The sequence below is a fragment of the Streptomyces sp. NPDC093221 genome (assembly GCF_044753885.1).
Lineage (GTDB): Bacteria > Actinomycetota > Actinomycetes > Streptomycetales > Streptomycetaceae > Actinacidiphila.
The window spans coordinates 43707-59469 of sequence record NZ_JBIVOA010000015.1; the positions used below are offsets into that span (position 1 = coordinate 43707).

Annotated in this window: 15 protein-coding genes, 1 pseudogene and 1 riboswitch; of the genes and pseudogenes, 6 read left to right on the plus strand and 10 right to left on the minus strand. The window is 73.4% G+C overall.

From position 1 onward, the window contains the following. Position 1 precedes the first annotated feature (1 nt). The 4 genes and pseudogenes from ACIQCJ_RS34775 to ACIQCJ_RS34790 all read right to left on the minus strand — a co-directional run. A pseudogene (locus ACIQCJ_RS34775) lies at positions 2 to 544 on the minus strand (DUF6286 domain-containing protein); the annotation flags it as partial. A 404-nt stretch (positions 545 to 948) separates the two neighbouring features. Continuing rightward, positions 949 to 1320: an Asp23/Gls24 family envelope stress response protein gene (locus ACIQCJ_RS34780; protein WP_355333713.1), complete on the minus strand. Its 372-nt coding sequence runs from the start codon at positions 1318 to 1320 to the stop codon at positions 949 to 951. Beyond that, positions 1320 to 1520 (minus strand): hypothetical protein, encoded by a 201-nt coding sequence (locus tag ACIQCJ_RS34785; RefSeq protein ID WP_188281874.1) that lies wholly within the window; start codon positions 1518 to 1520, stop codon positions 1320 to 1322. The genes ACIQCJ_RS34780 and ACIQCJ_RS34785 overlap by 1 nt, the downstream gene beginning before the upstream one ends. Positions 1521 to 1579: 59 nt before the next feature. After that, entirely contained in the window at positions 1580 to 2077 is a 498-nt protein-coding gene (locus ACIQCJ_RS34790) for an Asp23/Gls24 family envelope stress response protein (RefSeq protein ID WP_355333717.1), read from the minus strand. 140 nt (positions 2078 to 2217) lie between these two features. Between ACIQCJ_RS34790 and ACIQCJ_RS34795 the strand changes: the two genes are divergently transcribed. Next, positions 2218 to 2985: a nucleopolyhedrovirus P10 family protein gene (locus ACIQCJ_RS34795; protein WP_401715782.1), complete on the plus strand. Its 768-nt coding sequence runs from the start codon at positions 2218 to 2220 to the stop codon at positions 2983 to 2985. A 41-nt stretch (positions 2986 to 3026) separates the two neighbouring features. Here the strand turns inward: ACIQCJ_RS34795 and ACIQCJ_RS34800 are convergent, their stop codons facing one another. From ACIQCJ_RS34800 to ACIQCJ_RS34810, 3 genes are all read right to left on the minus strand, one after another. Continuing rightward, the gene (locus ACIQCJ_RS34800) at positions 3027 to 3818 is read right to left on the minus strand and encodes an enoyl-CoA hydratase/isomerase family protein (protein ID WP_402713820.1); all 792 of its coding nucleotides are present in this window, start codon (positions 3816 to 3818) and stop codon (positions 3027 to 3029) included. 91 nt (positions 3819 to 3909) lie between these two features. After that, entirely contained in the window at positions 3910 to 4131 is a 222-nt protein-coding gene (locus ACIQCJ_RS34805) for a helix-turn-helix domain-containing protein (protein WP_188281871.1), read from the minus strand. A gap of 419 nt (positions 4132 to 4550) precedes the next feature. Next, positions 4551 to 6149, minus strand: coding sequence for an ABC-F family ATP-binding cassette domain-containing protein (locus ACIQCJ_RS34810; protein WP_355333726.1), 1599 nt, complete (start codon positions 6147 to 6149; stop codon positions 4551 to 4553). Between the two features lie 231 nt (positions 6150 to 6380). On the opposite strand from ACIQCJ_RS34810, the gene ACIQCJ_RS34815 reads away from it, so the two are divergent. Beyond that, positions 6381 to 7274 (plus strand): neutral zinc metallopeptidase, encoded by an 894-nt coding sequence (locus ACIQCJ_RS34815; protein WP_402713823.1) that lies wholly within the window; start codon positions 6381 to 6383, stop codon positions 7272 to 7274. Positions 7275 to 7341: 67 nt separating this feature from the next. Here ACIQCJ_RS34815 and ACIQCJ_RS34820 read toward each other — a convergent pair whose 3' ends face one another. From ACIQCJ_RS34820 to ACIQCJ_RS34830, 3 genes are all read right to left on the minus strand, one after another. Then, positions 7342 to 8721: a hypothetical protein gene (locus ACIQCJ_RS34820; protein ID WP_391044183.1), complete on the minus strand. Its 1380-nt coding sequence runs from the start codon at positions 8719 to 8721 to the stop codon at positions 7342 to 7344. 168 nt (positions 8722 to 8889) lie between these two features. Further along, complete coding sequence (locus tag ACIQCJ_RS34825) at positions 8890 to 10005, minus strand: alpha/beta hydrolase (RefSeq protein WP_402713825.1); 1116 nt, start codon at positions 10003 to 10005, stop codon at positions 8890 to 8892. Between the two features lie 206 nt (positions 10006 to 10211). Beyond that, the gene (locus ACIQCJ_RS34830) at positions 10212 to 10874 is read right to left on the minus strand and encodes a class II aldolase/adducin family protein (RefSeq protein WP_401313225.1); all 663 of its coding nucleotides are present in this window, start codon (positions 10872 to 10874) and stop codon (positions 10212 to 10214) included. Between the two features lie 196 nt (positions 10875 to 11070). Here ACIQCJ_RS34830 and ACIQCJ_RS34835 point away from each other — a divergent pair, with 196 nt between their 5' ends. From ACIQCJ_RS34835 to ACIQCJ_RS34850, 4 genes are all read left to right on the plus strand, one after another. Then, on the plus strand, positions 11071 to 12321 hold the full coding sequence (locus ACIQCJ_RS34835) for an anion permease (protein ID WP_402713828.1): 1251 nt from the start codon (positions 11071 to 11073) through the stop codon (positions 12319 to 12321). A 54-nt stretch (positions 12322 to 12375) separates the two neighbouring features. Then, a complete protein-coding gene (locus tag ACIQCJ_RS34840) occupies positions 12376 to 12639 on the plus strand; it encodes a hypothetical protein (RefSeq protein ID WP_402713830.1) in 264 nt (87 codons plus the stop codon). A gap of 115 nt (positions 12640 to 12754) precedes the next feature. Then, positions 12755 to 12884: riboswitch (cobalamin riboswitch) on the plus strand. Positions 12885 to 13043: 159 nt separating this feature from the next. Then, positions 13044 to 14129: a cobalamin biosynthesis protein gene (locus ACIQCJ_RS34845; protein ID WP_402713832.1), complete on the plus strand. Its 1086-nt coding sequence runs from the start codon at positions 13044 to 13046 to the stop codon at positions 14127 to 14129. Then, positions 14126 to 15667: a cobyric acid synthase gene (locus ACIQCJ_RS34850; protein ID WP_391044173.1), complete on the plus strand. Its 1542-nt coding sequence runs from the start codon at positions 14126 to 14128 to the stop codon at positions 15665 to 15667. The genes ACIQCJ_RS34845 and ACIQCJ_RS34850 overlap by 4 nt, the downstream gene beginning before the upstream one ends. Positions 15668 to 15763 lie beyond the last annotated feature (96 nt).

The following is a 15763-nucleotide window of genomic DNA, read 5'->3' on the forward strand; positions in this document are numbered from 1 at the left end:
GTCACCCCTTCTTCTCTGCGCGCTGGACATGGACGTGGAGCTGTGGCGGTTTGGCGAGGCCGAGCTGGCGTACGGCGTTGCCCAGCGCGGTCGTCAGGTCCGTGCGCACCGCATCGAGTTCGCGGAAGTGCGAGGAGCCGTGCGCCGTGATCCGGCGGCGGCCGACCTTGACCCGTACCCAGCGGATGCCCGGTACCTCCATCGCCCGGTCGCGCAGCACCAGTTCGGCCGCGTGCCGGTCGAGTCCGGCGCGGACGCCGTTCTCGCCGCGCCGGGTCATCGGCAGCAGTCCGCGCTCGCCCGGTGTGAGGGCGAGCAGGATCAGCCAGAGGCCGAGCACGGCGGCCACGGCGGCGCCGACGATCACCCAGACGTTGTCCAGGTGGCGGGTGGCCAGCTCGTCGGCGAGCCGGGTCCGCCAGGCCATCGCGCGCCGGTCGGCGCGGACGGCGGCGATGTCGTACAGGAAGAGACCGGCGATCCCGAGGAGCACCGCGGCGGTGATCGCCGCGGGCACCCGGCGTCCGGCCCAGAACCGGCGCGCCTTGACCGGGGTCTGATCCGCGGTCAGGGCGTACGGCTCAAGGGTGCGGGTGGCGGGGTCCGTGAGCGTGTCGCCTCCGGCGAGGACGCCGGGGGTACCGCCCGCGGGGGTCGATCCCGGACCGGACGCCGGACCGTACCCCGCGCCCGGCCCCTGCTCGGCCGCCGCGTATCCGGACTCCGAGCCGTGTTCGGCGCCGCCGTCGTCCCCTTCGGAAGCCTGCTCGTAAGCCTGCTCGGAGCCGTACTCGGAGGCCCCGTATTCCTGGTCCTGAGCGTGTTCCGAGCCGTGCTCGGGAGTCCGCCGGGAGCGGTCGTCGTCGGGACCCTGCTCGGGGCCCCGCCGCTCCCCCTGCCCCGGCTCAGCGCCGGCGTTCGGCTTCTTCCAGGGACTCTCGCTGTCGCTCACTGGACCCTTCCCTCGTCCTTGCGGCGGTCGGCGGCCGAGTGCAACCGCTCCACCTCGACCGCGACCTCGGGAACCGACATGCCGGTCAACGCCTCGACGCGGGAGGTGACATGGCTGCGCACCGAGCCGCACACCGAGCCGATGTCGGTGGGGTAGCCCAGTTCAAGGGTGAGCCGCAGCCGCGCGCTGTCCTTGCGGACCGAGACCGAGGCGTGCGGGGAGTGGTCCTTCGGCACCAGTGCGGCGCCCGGCGCGTCCGTCAGGACCTCGCCGGCCGCCTGGGCGGCGATCTTCGCGACCACCCGGTCCGCGATCCGCAGTGCCCCGCGGTCGGCCGCGGGCAGCGGTGCGGGGACGGCTGTCCCCATCAGCGCCGCCGGTCGCGGTCGCGGCCACGGTCACGCGAGCGGAAGAACTCCCCAGGTTCCAGGTCGCCGTCGAGGAATTTGCCCGCCACGAAACCGACCGCGCCGAGCGCCGCCACCAGCAGAAAAGCACCGAACCCGCCGAAATAGCCGGCGAATCCGAGCGCCATTCCGACGGCCAGGCCGATCACCGCCATGCTCATCGTCCGCACTCCGTCCCATTGGTCGTGTTGACCATCTCCGTCTGCACTGGCTTGGACCCTTACTGGACCCGTTGCTCACGCTCGTCGTCGTCATCTTCGTCGGGAAGTTTCACGTCGCCCACGGCGACGTTGACCTCGACGACCTCGAGACCGGTCATCCGCTCCACGGCGTTGACCACGTTCTCCCGTACGGCGCGGGCCACTTCGACGATCGACACGCCGTATTCGACGACGATGTCCAGGTCGAGCGCGGTCTGCACCTCGCCGACCTCGGCCTTCACGCCGCGCGACACCGACTTGGTGCCGCCGGGCACGCGGTCGCGGACCGCGCCGAAGGTGCGCGACAGGCCGGTGCCCATCGCGTGCACGCCGACCACGTCACGGGCGGCGAGTCCGGCGATCTTCTCCACCACGCCGTCGGCGATCGTCGTGCGGCCGCGCGTGGCCGGGTCGCCGAGCGCTTTGCGCCCGCCCGCGCTGCCCTTGTCCAGGGTCCTGCCCTCGGCCGCTGACGAGCCCTCGGGCTCCGGCCGGTCGTACTGTGCGGTGTCCGTCATCGCGAGTCGTCCCTTCGTATGGGCTGCTCCGTGCCCCACACTATGTGCGCATGCCCCCGCGCGCTGCGGGGAACCGGCGAGAGGGCTGTTCCGACCCCCCAAGAGAGTGGTCGGCCTGCGGAAGGCGATATCTGGTGACCATGGACCGACTGGCCCGGACCGTACGGGAGCAGGTCGCGCTGGGCCGCCTGCTCCCGCTCGGCACCCCCGACGACAACGCCTGGATGACCGAGCGCGCGGCCGTACGCGCGCTGCGGTGGACGACCGCGGGGCTGTCCGGGGTACGGCTGGGCGGGGTGTCCCTGGCGCTGGCCGAAAGCGGGGGCGAGGCGCCGGAGTCCGGTCCGGTGGGCGCGCTGCCGCACCTGCCGGTACGGATCGAGGCGTCGTTCGAGGCGACCGCCGACGAGCCGCTGCCGCAGGCCGCCGACCGGCTGCGCGACGTGCTGTGGACGACCGCGCGCGACGGGCTCGGCATCGCCGTGACGGAGGTTGACCTCCAGGTCACCGGGTTGCTGGACGGTGACGACGCGCCCGTGAGCGAGCTGGCGGGCGCCGAGGACGCGGAGCCGGACGGCGACGAGGCTCCCGTACCGCTCGACCCCAGTGGCCTCGCGGAAGCCGTGGCAACCGCGGCGCTGACCGTGCCCGGTGTCGTACGGCTGAGCAGGCGGCCGGTCGGCCTCGGCTCCGGTGTGCGGATCCAGGACACGGCGGCGGACCCGGCCGGGGATTCGGCGGGCTCCGACGAGGCGCCGGGCCGCCGCGTCCAGGTGCAGATCGCGGTGTCGCCGGGCCACCGGCCGCTGGAGGTGGCCCGGTCGGTGGCCGCCGCCGTCGCGGTCGCGGCGGCCGAGGGCGCGCCCGGTCCGGTGCGTACCGCCATCGTGGTGACGGACGCGGGCTGATTCCTCCCGGACCCCGCGAAACGTCCGGCGCGGACGGGCGGCTACTCGCCCACGCCCGCCAGATCGCGCAGGCGGCGGCCCTGGGCGGCGCGTTCGGCCGCGTACTGCTCCTTCTCGGTATGGGAGGCGGCGCCGCGCAGCAGGCCCTTGGTCTCGACGACCGCGTCGCGCGGCGGCGCGAGCAGGGCGCCGACCAGGTCGGTGACGGCGGCGTCGAGTTCGGCGGCGGGCACGACGAGGTTGGCCAGGCCGGTGCGCTCGGCCTCGTCGGCGTGCACGAAGCGGCCGGTGGCGCAGATCTCCAGGGCGCGGCCGTATCCGACCAGTTCGACCAGCGGCTTGGTGCCGGTGAGGTCGGGGACCAGGCCCAGACCGGTCTCGCGCATGGCGAACTGCGCGTCGTCCGCGCAGACGCGCAGATCGCAGGCGAGGGCGAGCTGGAAGCCCGCGCCGATGGCGTGGCCCTGGACCGCGGCGACCGTGATCACGTCGGTCCGCCGCCACCAGGTGAAGGCGTCCTGGTACGTGGCGATGGCAGCGTCGAGTCCGGCCTCCGAGCCACGCGCGAGGTCGAGGAACGACGGCTCACCGTCGAAGCCCTCGGGCGTGAACGCCTGGCGGTCGAGGCCCGCGGAGAAGGACACGCCCTCACCGCGCAGCACGACGACGCGTACCTGTCCCGGCAGCAACTGGCCCGCCTCGGTCAGGGCACGCCACAGGGCGGGCGACTGAGCGTTGCGCTTGGCCGGATTGCACAGGGTGATGTGCGCGACGGAGTCGTCGACGGCTAGCCGGACTCCGTCACGTTCGAGCAGGATCTTGGCGTCGGGCACTGGGCACCTCCGAGCGGACCGGACTGGATTACCGAAGAGTAACCAACCGGACCCGCCGGACCGCCCCCGGCCCTTGATACTCGCGGAGCCCTCAGGCCGTGGCGGCCTTCTTGCCCCGTGTGGCACCGCCGCGACCGCGCAGGGTCACGCCGGACTCGCTGAGCATCCGGTGCACGAATCCATAGGAGCGGCCGGTCTCTTCGGCCAGCGCCCGGATGCTCGCACCGGAGTCGTACTTCTTCTTCAGGTCTGCCGCGAGCTTCTCGCGCGCGGCGCCGGTCACCCGGCTGCCCTTCTTCAGAGTCTCGGCCACCCGTGCCTCCTCCAGGGAAGTGCGCTATGGACTCTCATGATCACCCCTAAGGGCGTTCCTGGCCACCCATTCGACAAGGTCCATCACGGGACATTCACCGGAGGAATGCCTGGATACGCCGGTGCGAAGGGGCCGGGAGCGGCTTTTCCGGGGCGGCAATTCCGTACGGAGAAGGGTGTGCGGGCAATAGCGGCAGGTCAGCCGTGGTCGGTAAGGAGTTCTCCGACGTCACACCACTGATCACGGCGGCGGTCGCCCGTACCGCGCCCCGTGGGCGCGCGGTACGAGCCGGACTCACGCAGATGAAGGATGATCAGTGGGCCGAATGATCGAATCGACATGATCACTTCGTGCGGGTGCGGGCCTCTGAGCCGCCCGCGCCCCGCGCGGGGCGGCGCCCGGCCGGGCGCCGCCGGGGCTCAGGCCAGCGAGACCAGGTCCTTGTAGTCCTGGCCCCACAGGTCCTCCACGCCGTCCGGCAGCAGGATGATCCGCTCCGGCTGGAGCGCGTCCACGGCGCCCTCGTCGTGGGTGACCAGGACGACCGCGCCGGTGAAGGTGTGCAGCGCGCCCAGGATCTCCTCGCGGCTGGCGGGGTCGAGGTTGTTGGTGGGCTCGTCGAGCAGCAGCACATTGGCGCTGGAGACGACGAGCGAGGCGAGCGCGAGCCGGGTCTTCTCGCCGCCGGAGAGCACCCCGGCGGGCTTGTCGACGTCGTCGCCGGAGAAGAGGAACGAGCCGAGGATCTTGCGGATCTCCACCAGATCGGTGTCGGGCGCGGCCGACCGCATGTTCTCCAGCACGGTGCGGTCCGGGTCGAGCGTCTCGTGCTCCTGCGCGTAGTAGCCGAGCTTGAGGCCGTGTCCGGGCGTCACCTGGCCGGTGTCGGCCTGCTCGACACCGGCCAGCAGGCGCAGCAGCGTGGTCTTGCCCGCGCCGTTCAGACCGAGGATGACGACCCGCGAGCCGCGGTCGATCGCGAGGTCGACGTCGGTGAAGATCTCCAGCGACCCGTACGACTTGGACAGGCCCTCGGCCATCAGCGGGGTCTTGCCGCACGGGGCGGGGTCGGGGAAGCGCAGCTTGGCGACCTTGTCGGAGGCGCGTACCGCCTCCAGGCCGGACAGCAGCTTCTCCGCGCGGCGCGCCATGTTCTGCGCGGCGACCGTCTTGGTGGCCTTGGCACGCATCTTGTCGGCCTGTGAATTCAGGGCGGCGGCTTTCTTCTCCGCGTTGGCCCGCTCGCGCTTACGGCGCTTCTCGTCGGCCTCGCGCTGTTGCTGGTAGAGCTTCCAGCCCATGTTGTACACATCGATTTGCGACCGGTTGGCGTCCAGGTAGAAGACCTTGTTCACCACGGTCTCGATGAGGGTGGCATCGTGCGAGATCACGATGAATCCACCGCGGTACGTCTTCAGGTAGTCGCGCAGCCAGGCGATGGAGTCGGCGTCGAGGTGGTTGGTGGGCTCGTCCAGGAGCAGGGTGTCGGCGTCCGAGAAGAGGATCCTGGCCAGTTCGACGCGGCGGCGCTGACCGCCGGAGAGGGTGTGGAGCTGCTGCCCGAGGATGCGGTCGGGCAGTCCGAGCGCGGCGGCGATGGTGGCGGCCTCGGCCTCGGCGGCGTATCCGCCCTTGGTGAGGAATTCCGTCTCCAGACGCGAGTACTTCTTCATCGCGTTCTCGCGGGTGGCGCCCTTTCCGTTGGCCATCCGCTCCTCGTTCTCCCGCATCTTGCGCAGGACGGTGTCGAGGTCGCGGGCGGACAGGATGCGGTCGCTGGCGAGGGTGTCGAGATCCCCGGTGCGCGGGTCCTGCGGCAGATAGCCGACCTCGCCGCTGCGGGTGACGGTGCCTGCGGCGGGCTGGCCCTCCCCCGCGAGCACCTTGGTCAGGGTGGTCTTGCCCGCTCCGTTGCGGCCGACCAGGCCGATGCGGTCGCCCTTGGCGACGCGGAAGGAGGCGGACTCGATGAGGATGCGGGCGCCGGCGCGCAGCTCAAGGCCGGTGGCAGTGATCACGGGAAAAGCTCCAGGACAGGACGGACGACGGAAACGGGCGCGAGGTCGTACGCCGTGGCTAATCGAGGAATAGAACTGCCATGGGGCTCAGTCTACCGGCGGCCGGCAAACGGTTTACCGCGCCGGGGGGCGCGGGCATCGCGGGGCCGACTGCCCCGGCCCCCGGTCAGGGGCGCGCCGGTACCCGGCCACCGGTGCGCCGAAGTGGGGCACATCACCCATAATCGGCACATGCGGTTCGACGACGACACTCCGCTCGACACCTCGCAGGTCCAGGACCGGCGGGGCGGTTCGGGCGGCGGCCCCAGCGGGAAGATGGTGGGCGGCGGAATCGCCGGGCTGCTCGCGGTCGTGATCGGCCTGGTGCTGGGCATCAGCCCCGACCAACTCGGCCTCAGCGGCGGCTCCGACACCGTCTCGGACACGCGCGCGGCCGACGCCGGTCTGGCGGGGAACTGTTCGACCGGGCGGGACGCCAACGCGCAGGAGCAGTGCCGGATCGTGGCCGTGGTCAACAGCGTGCAGGCGTACTGGACCGCCGAGTTCAGCCGCCGCGGCGCCGCGTACCGGACCGCGCCGACGGTGTTCTTCGACGCTCCGGTGAGCACCGGCTGCGGTCCGGCCGACCCGCGGACCGGGCCGTTCTACTGCCCGGCGGACCGCAAGGTCTATATCGACTTGAATTTCTTCCAGACGTTGCAGACCCAATTCGGCGCCAAAGGCGGGCCGTTCCCAGAAAGCTATGTCGTCGCGCACGAATACGGCCACCATGTGCAGAATCTGACGGGTGTTCTGAGCGCGGCCCAGGACGGCCGCAGCGGGGCCGACAGCGCCTCCGTACGCGTGGAGTTGCAGGCCGACTGCTATGCCGGGCTGTGGGCGAAGAACGCCACCAGGACCCTCAATCCGGCCACCGGCACCTCGTTGATCACGGCGGTGACGCCCGACGACATCGCGCGCGGTCTCGACGCGGCGGCGGCCGTCGGCGACGACACGATCCAGTCGCGGGCGCAGGGGCGGGTGACGCCGGACGCCTGGACGCACGGGTCCGCGGCGCAGCGTCAGCAGTGGTTCACCACCGGGCTGAGGACCGGGGACCTGGCGGCCTGCGGCACCTTCGGCTGAGGACCGGCGGGCGGTACGGGTCCCCGCGCGCTGTACGGCGCGGGGGTCGCGTACCGCTCGCGGCGGCTCAGGTCTCGCCGGTGTGGACCTGGAAGGCGGCCCTGCGCATCGCCTTGGCCAGGGCGGGGTCCGGGTGCGCGGCGGCGAGCGCCACGAGCACCTGGACGGTCCGGGGGTGGCCGACGTTGCGGACCTCTTCGAGCAGCCCGGGCACCGAGCCCTGGACGGCGGTCTCCAGGTGGCTGACGAGCAGGTGGTCCTCGCCGTGGTCGGCGACGGCCGCGGCCGTGTCGATCCACAGCCAGGTGGCCTCCTCGCGGGTCAGCAGGCCGGTCGCGGTGTCCGGGTCGCCGCCGTCCAACTCCGCCAGCCACAGCACCGCGTAGGGGCGCAGGGTCGGCTCCTCGACCACGCCGCGGACGGCCGGCTCCGCGGGGTCGCCGACCACGCGCAGCGCCTCGAAGGCGAGGCCGCGCAGCAGGGCGTCGTCGCCGCGCGCGGTGTCCAGCAACTCGCCGACGGCCAGCGCGACCGGGCGGGCGGCCAGCCAGGCGCGGTACTCGGCGCGGGCCGGACCCGGCGAGAGGCGGGCGCTGGCCCGCAGCATGGTCTCGGCGGACTGCTCCATGTGTCCCGCGGGGCCCTGCGCGGCCACGCAGATCTGCTCCAGCTTGACCCACACCGCCCAGGAACCGATCGCGGTGAGCGTGACCTCGTCGGGACGCTTGGGGTCGCGGGGGCGCAGCGCGCCAACCCGGGCGACGGCGTCCAGCGTCCAGTCGAGCAGCGCGGGCAGCGGGTCGGGGGCGTCGCCCGCGCCGTCGGCGGGCGGTTCGTGCCGCTCGGCGCGCAGCTCCGCGACGCGCTGCCGCAGCAGGTCGAGCAGGGTGTCGATCGGCACCGGCTCGTTGGACAGGTGCAGGAAGGACAGCAACTGCGGTGCGGCCTCGATGACTTCGGCGACCAGCGCCGGATCGGGGCCGGCCTGCGGGCCCGGCAGGAAGGGGTGGGCCAGCGACCAGGCGTCGAAGAGCGCGACCCAGCCGCGCAGCACGGCGGTGTCGTCGGTGTCCCAGGCCCGCAGCCGCCAGCCGGGCCGTGCGGTGCCGCCGTGCAGTTCGATCAGCCCCGACAGCCGCGCCCGGTCCCATGCGGTACGGATCTGCGGCCGGGTCAGGTCGAGCGCCGCTGCTGCCTGCGCGGCGGCGTCGTCGGGCAGTATGCCGGTCGGTCCCGCGGTGCCGGGGCCGGTACCGGCCCAGCGCGCGAGCCGTGCGGCGTCGGCCAGTTCGGCGCGGGCCAGCCGGGCGAGCTGCGGCAGCGGCGGCGTGCCCTCGGGCGGCCGCGGGGGTCTGGACCGGCGCGTCGTTGCGGTCCGGCGGGCGGCGGTGAGCGGCCGTCGGGGGACAAGGCGGAGCGGAGTGTCTCGCGGGCTACGGGACGTCACTGGAGAAGTCTCTCCGGTGAGCGCCCATAATCCCAAACGGAACCCGGCCCGATGATCTACAAGGGTGCCCCGGGGACGCTCTTCCGGGCCCCTTCGGGCGCGCGTCGTCGCAGCTCAGCGGGGGTTTCCGGGGCGGCTCTCACCCCGATGGGGCGGTCTTGACACCGGTCACATCAGTGGTGTGAGGAATCGTCGCAACGTCTCCTCGTAGTCCGCCGGGTTGACGTTCCACATTGCCGCGTGCGGCGCGTCGGGCACGGCGTGGAGGGTCACCAAGTCGGCTCGGAGCGCCGCGAGTTCGCGGGAGGCGGCCCACGGGGCGAGGGTGTCGCCCGGTCCGTGCACGAGCAGGGTGGGGACGGTCAGCCGCGCCGGGTCCGCCGCGGCGGCGACCGGCTCGGGGAGCAGGCCGGTACGGCCCTCGGCGGCGCGGACGGCGAGCGGCATCAGCGCGTCGGGGACGCCGTTGGACTCGGCGGCGGCGCGGACGGTGGCCTCCCAGTCGAGGACCGGGGAGTCCAGCACCAGGCCGCTGACCCGGTCGCGTACCGGGGACCCGGCCAGCGCGTGCAGGGCCATCGTGGCGCCGGTGGACCAGCCGAAGAGCACCAGCCGCTGGGCGCCGTACTCGACCGCGTACCGCATCGCCGCGTCGAGGTCGCGCCATTCGGTGGCGCCGAGGTGGCCGATGCCGTCGGGGGACGCGGGGGCGCCGGGGTCGTTGCGGTAGGCGAGCAGGAGCTGCGGGAGGCCGTGGGCGTGCAGGGCGGTCGCCACGTTCAGCGGGTGCTCGCGGGTGGCGCCGAGGCCGTGCACCGCGATCACCCAGGTGTCGCGGGCGCCGGGCACGAACCAGGCGGGCAGCGGGCCGAGTTCGCCGCGCAGCAGGACCTCGGTGTGGTCCAGGCCGAGCGCGCTGCCGGGGTCGCCCGCGCACGCCTGCGGGGTCAGCCGGACCCGGGCGCCGGGGGTGAGGGCGCCGCGCTGGACGCTCAGCAGCCGCCGGGTCACCGAGTACGGGGTCAGGTCGAGCACGTCGCCGACGGCGGCGTGCAGATCGTCGCCGGTCAGGCCCCAGACGCCGGGGCGGGCCGAGGACAGGGTGCGGGTGAGCACCACCTGGTCCGCGGCCACGCTGTGCAGCGTCACGTCGCCCTCGGGCACCGGGCCTCTCAGCGACGGCCTCAGGGCGAAGCGGGATCCGTACCGGCCGGCCGCCAGCGCGGCCGTTCCGGCACCCAGCACGGTGGTGGCTGCCATGGCCACCGCGGTTCGGGTACGCATCTCTTCCAGTGTGAGCGCGTCGGCCGAAAGCGGCCAGGCGACGGCGGCGGCCGGGTGACGGACGGGCGAGGGACGGCGGCCGGGTGACGTACGGGGGCCGGGTGACGTACGGGCGAGTGGCGTACGGCGGGTGCGGGGCGGCCGGGCGCGGCGGGCGCGGGGAGAAGCGTGTGTGGAGACGGTGGAGAAGCGGCGGCCCGAGTCGTCTAGTCGGCGGGCTCCGGCGCGCCCTGCCCGTAGCCGCGCAGCTTTTCCGCGACTTTGGCCAGCTCGCGGCCGGGGAGCGTACGGGGCTCGTGGCCGTTGGCCGATCCGGCCAGCAGCCAGACGCGGCACATCCACTCCAGCTGGGCGGTGTTGTCGTACGCCTTGTCGAGGGTGTCGGCGTACACGAGGGTGCCGTGGTTGCGCATCAGGCAGCCGGTGCGGTCGCGGAGCGCCTTGAGGACGGCGGCGGCCAGCCTCTCACTGCCGTAGGTGGCGTAGTCCGCGACCCTGACCTGGCCGCCGAGGGCCGCCGCCATGTAGTGGATGACGGGCAGCTTGTCGACGAGGGTGGAGACGGCGGTGGCGTGCGCGGCGTGGGTGTGCACGATCGCGCGGGCGTCGGTGGCGCGGTAGACGGCCAGGTGCATGGGCAGTTCGCTGGTCGGCCGCAGCTCCCCCATGAGCCGGCGGCCCGTGAGATCCACCACTACGGCGTCCGCCGGGCCGAGCCGGTCGTAGGGGACGCCGGTCGGGGTGACCAGCACGAGATCGCCGACGCGGGCCGAGACATTGCCCGACGTGCCGACCACCAGCCCGTCGGCGACCGTGCGCCGGGCGGTGTCCACCACGTCCGACCAAGCCTTCTCCAAGGAGTCCTGCACACGGGCATTATCACCGCCCGGCCCCCGACGGGCGCGGATCGCCTCCCCGAGGGGTCCGATCGGCCGGATCGGCTTGATACTGACTGAGGCCGCCCGACCGCTCCGGCACCACAAAGCCGCCGTCAGTTCATCTTCCGTTCATCCGCTCTCCGTACGGTCGCCTCGCCACTGTCCGATCAAACGAATGCCTGGGTACATGGAACACATCACGCTCCTGATCGGAATCGTGATCGTCACCGCACTCGTGTTCGACTTCACGAACGGTTTCCACGACACCGCCAACGCGATGGCCACCACCATCTCGACCGGCGCACTCAAGCCAAAGACGGCGGTGGCCATGTCCGCCGTGCTCAACCTCGTCGGCGCCTTCCTCTCGGTGGAGGTCGCCAAGACCATCTCCGGCGGCATCATCGACGAGTCCTCCGGCATCAGACCGGAAGTGATCTTCGCCGGGCTCGTCGGCGCGATCGTCTGGAATCTGCTCACCTGGCTGGCCGGACTCCCGTCCAGTTCCTCGCACGCCCTGTTCGGCGGCCTCATCGGCGCCACCCTCGTCTCGGTCGGCACCCACGGTGTGCACGGCGAGGCGGTCGTCATGAAGGTGCTCATCCCGGCCGTCGCCGCGCCGATCGTGGCCGGTCTCGCCGCCACGCTCGCCACCCGGCTCACCTACCGGATCGGCCGCCACGCCGACCCCGAGGCCACCTCCAAGGGCTACCGGGCGGGCCAGATCGCCTCCGCGGGCCTGGTCTCGCTCGCGCACGGCACGAACGACGCGCAGAAGACGATGGGCGTCATCACGCTGGCGCTGATCACCGGCGGCGTCGTCGCCCCGCACGCCGACCCGCCGCTGTGGGTCATCGTCTCGGCGGGCAGCGCCATCGCGCTCGGTACGTACATCGGCGGCTGGCGGATCATCCGCACGATGGGCAAGGGCATCACCGACATCCAGCCGCAGCAGGGCTTCGCCGCCCAGACCGGCGCCGCGGCCACCATCCTCGCCTCCTCGCACCTCGGCTTCGCGCTGTCCACCACGCAGGTCTGCTCCGGCTCCGTGATGGGCGCGGGCCTCGGCCGCAAGGGAGCGGTGGTCCGCTGGAGCACCGCGGGCCGCATGGTCGCCGCGTGGGGGCTCACGCTGCCCGCCGCCGGACTGGTCGCGGCCGGTGCCGCGCTGCTGGCCGACGAGGGCACCTGGGGCGTCACCGCCGTGGCGGTCCTCGGCCTGGCCGTGTGCGCGGTCATCCGTACGGCGTCGCGCCGCAAGCCGGTCACGCACGCCAACGTCAACGACCTGGACGGCGACCCGGCCGCAGGTCCGGACGCGGCGGTCGAGCCGCAGGGCGCGGTCACCGCGGCCATCGCGGCCGTCATCCCGCCGCCCGCCGGGCCCGTCGCGCCCGGCGCCCCCTCCGACACCGTTCCCGGCGCACCCGCCACGGCCTGACCTGCCCCTCCCCCGCGCCTCCCCGCTCTACCTCAAGGACCCAGGGACCCCCTCATGAGCATCGACTGGCACGCGCTCGGCACGGTCTTCGGCGTCACCCTCGTGGCGACCGTGGGCCTGGTCGGCCTGTTCACCCTCGGCATCGTCGGCCTCACCAAGCACGGCTCCGCTCCGGCGTCCGACTCCGGCTCCCCCGCCGCAGCCGGGTCCGGCTCCGTTTCGCACGGGGGCGCCCTGCTCGCCCGGACCGGCGGCTACGCCTGCTTCGCCGTGTGCGCCGCGGCGGTCTCGTACGGCATCTATCTGATCGTGGCCTGAACTCACGGGTTTCGGCGGCGGATGTGGACCTCGCCACACTCCGTCTTCCCAGGTCAACGGTGAGTTGACCTGCCTGCGCGCACGTGGTGGACTGCGGAGGCCATGCGGCGGCAGGAGAGGAAGTCCGGTGCGAATCCGGCGCGGTCCCGCCACTGTCACCGGGGAGTGCACTCCCAACCCGTACGTCACGGCCGGAAATCCGGTTGGAAGGCCGGGAGTGCGTAGATCCGGGAGCCAGGAGACTCTCACCGCCGGTCACGTCGAACCAGGGCGCGGACCCTGAGTGAGGACCTCTGCCATGCCCGGCTGCGCTCGACTCGTCACGGACCACCGCACGCAGGTGCGCACAAGTACGCCACCCTGTCCGGCACTTCACCTGGACGGCGTGGACGCGGGCTGAACCGGTGCGTGCCGATCGCGTGTTCGCGTACGGCGCCGCACTCGGCTTTCTCGGCGATCTCGTCGCGGGCGACCCGCGTCGCGGCCATCCGGTCGCGGTGTTCGGGCGCGCGGCGGGCGCGTTGGAGCGCCGGATGTGGCGTGACGACCGGGGCAGTGGGGCGGTGTACGCCGCACTGTGCGCCGGGGGTGCGGTGGGTGCCGCCGCGCTGGCCGACCGGGCCGTACGGTCCTCCGTCGCGCTCCGCGTCGCGCTGACCGCCGCCGCCACCTGGTCGGTGCTGGGCGGGACGTCACTGGCCCGTGAGGCGCGGGCCGTCGCCGCCGCGCTCGACGCCGGGGACATCGAGGCGGCGCGCGCCCGGCTGCCGCACCTGTGCGGACGCGACCCGCATTCCCTGGACGCGGCGGGGATCGCGCGCGCCGTGGTCGAGTCGGTCGCGGAGAACACCTCGGACGCGGTCGTCGGGGCCCTGGTGTGGGGCGCGTGGGGCGGGGTGCCGGGGCTGGTCGGCTTCCGCGCCGTCAACACGCTCGACGCGATGGTCGGTCACCGGTCGCCGCGCCACCTGCGGTTCGGCTGGGCCGCCGCGCGGCTGGACGACGTCGTCGGCTACCCCGGCGCCCGCCTCACCGCCGCGCTCGCCGTCCTCGCCGGGCCCTCGCCGCGTACCGCCCTGCGCGTCTGGCGCCGGGACGCCGCCGCGCACCCCAGCCCCAACGCGGGACCTGTGGAAGCCGCCTTCGCCGGCGCCCTGCGCCTGCGTCTCGGCGGCACCCTCTCCTACGCGGGCCGCACCGAACACCGCGCCGTCCTGGGCGCCGAACACCCGGCCCCGGCCCCGGCCGACATCGCGCGGGCCGTCCGGCTGTCGCGGCGGGTCTCGGCCGCCGCGGCGGCGCTCTGCGTCCTGACAGCGGCGATACGGGGCGGCTCGGCGCCGGGCCACGGCCGGCCGGGGGAACGGCCCTTCGGGGGACGTGCCGTCGGCGGAGGGATACGTCCGCCGCGGCGGCGCGAAGCACGAGCGTGGAGTCCGACGGTGTCGCGCCGGGCGCGGCCTTTCTCCGGCGCCGGGGGGACCTCGTGACGGCCCTCGGGGGCGGCCTGTTGGTCGCCGGGACGACCTCGGACGCGGGCAAGTCCGTGGTGACGGCGGGGATCTGCCGGTGGCTGGTGCGGCAGGGCATACGCGTGGCCCCCTTCAAGGGGCAGAACATGTCGCTGAACTCGTTCGTGACGCGGGAGGGCGCCGAGATCGGCCGGGCACAGGCGATGCAGGCGCAGGCCGCCCGCGTGGAGCCGTCGGCGCTGATGAATCCGGTGCTGCTCAAGCCGGGCGGCGACCGCAGCAGCCAGGTCGTGGTGCTGGGCAAGGCCGTGGGCGAACTGAGCGCGCGCGGCTACCACGGCGGACGGCAGGCCGATCTGCTGGGCACGGTCACCGGCTGCCTCGAAGAGCTGCGCGGCCGGTACGACGCCGTGATCTGCGAGGGCGCGGGCAGCCCGGCCGAGATCAATCTGCGCAGGACCGACATCGTGAACATGGGCGTGGCCCGCGCGGCCGGACTGCCGGTGGTCGTGGTCGGCGACATCGACCGCGGCGGTGTCTTCGCGTCCTTCTTCGGGACGACGGCGCTGCTCGCACCCGAGGACCAGGCGCTGGTCGCGGGCTATCTGGTCAACAAATTCCGCGGTGACGTCTCGCTGCTCCGGCCGGGTCTGGACATGCTGCACAAGCTGACCGGCCGGCCGACGCTCGGCGTGCTGCCGTTCGCCCACGGCCTGGGCATCGACGAGGAGGACGGGCTGGGGGTCCCCCGGGGCGGAGTTCGGGGGAGCGTGTCGCCGCGCGCCGCCCATGAATCGGTGGTCGCGCCGCCGCACGGCGCGGAGTTGCTGCGGGTCGCGGTGGCCGCCGTACCGCTGATGTCGAACTTCACGGACGTGGACGCGCTCGCGGCGGAGCCGGGGGTGGTGGTGCGGTTCGTGGACCGGGCCGAGGAGTTGGCGGACGCCGACCTCGTGGTGCTGCCGGGCACGCGCGGCACTGTGCGGGCGCTGGAGTGGCTGCGTGAGCGCGGCCTGGCCGACGCCGTCGTACGGCGGGCCGCCGAGGGGCGTCCGGTGCTGGGTGTCTGCGGCGGTTTCCAGATGCTGGCCGACCGCATCGAGGACGACGTCGAGTCGCGGGCGGGCTCGGTCCCCGGTCTTGGCCTGCTGCCGGTCCGGGTGCGCTTCGCCGCCGCGAAGACGCTGGCCAGGCCGGTCGGGACGGCGTACGGGGAGCGCGTCGAGGGCTATGAGATCCACCACGGGGTGGCCGAAGTCCTGGGCGGTGACGAGGAGTTCCTCGACGGCTGCCGGGTCGGCGCGGTGTGGGGCACGCACTGGCACGGCTCGTTGGAGAGCGACGGTTTCCGCCGGGCGTTCCTGCGACGGGTGGCCGCCGCCGCCGGACGGCGCTTCGTCCCGGCGCCCGACACGTCCTTCGGGGCGCTGCGCGAGGCGCAGTTGGACCGGCTGGGCGATCTGATCGAGGAGCACGCGGACACCGGCGCGCTGCTGCGGCTCATCGAGCAGGGGCCGCCGCCCGACCTGCCGTTCGTGCCGCCGGGCGCGCCGTGAACGGCAACCGGGACGACGGCCGGGGCAACAGCCGGGGCAACGGCCGGGACAACAGCCGGAGCAACGGCAGGAACGACGGCCGGGGCGGCACCCGTA

Coding starts and splice junctions, on each gene's coding strand:
- ACIQCJ_RS34780 (WP_355333713.1), bottom strand. CDS start 1,320: ATGGGGACAGCCGTCCCCGCACCGCTGCCCGCGGCCGACCGCGGGGCA.
- ACIQCJ_RS34785 (WP_188281874.1), bottom strand. CDS start 1,520: ATGAGCATGGCGGTGATCGGCCTGGCCGTCGGAATGGCGCTCGGATTC.
- ACIQCJ_RS34790 (WP_355333717.1), bottom strand. CDS start 2,077: ATGACGGACACCGCACAGTACGACCGGCCGGAGCCCGAGGGCTCGTCA.
- ACIQCJ_RS34795 (WP_401715782.1), top strand. CDS start 2,218: ATGGACCGACTGGCCCGGACCGTACGGGAGCAGGTCGCGCTGGGCCGC.
- ACIQCJ_RS34815 (WP_402713823.1), top strand. CDS start 6,381: ATGCGGTTCGACGACGACACTCCGCTCGACACCTCGCAGGTCCAGGAC.
- ACIQCJ_RS34825 (WP_402713825.1), bottom strand. CDS start 10,005: ATGCGTACCCGAACCGCGGTGGCCATGGCAGCCACCACCGTGCTGGGT.
- ACIQCJ_RS34835 (WP_402713828.1), top strand. CDS start 11,071: ATGGAACACATCACGCTCCTGATCGGAATCGTGATCGTCACCGCACTC.
- ACIQCJ_RS34840 (WP_402713830.1), top strand. CDS start 12,376: ATGAGCATCGACTGGCACGCGCTCGGCACGGTCTTCGGCGTCACCCTC.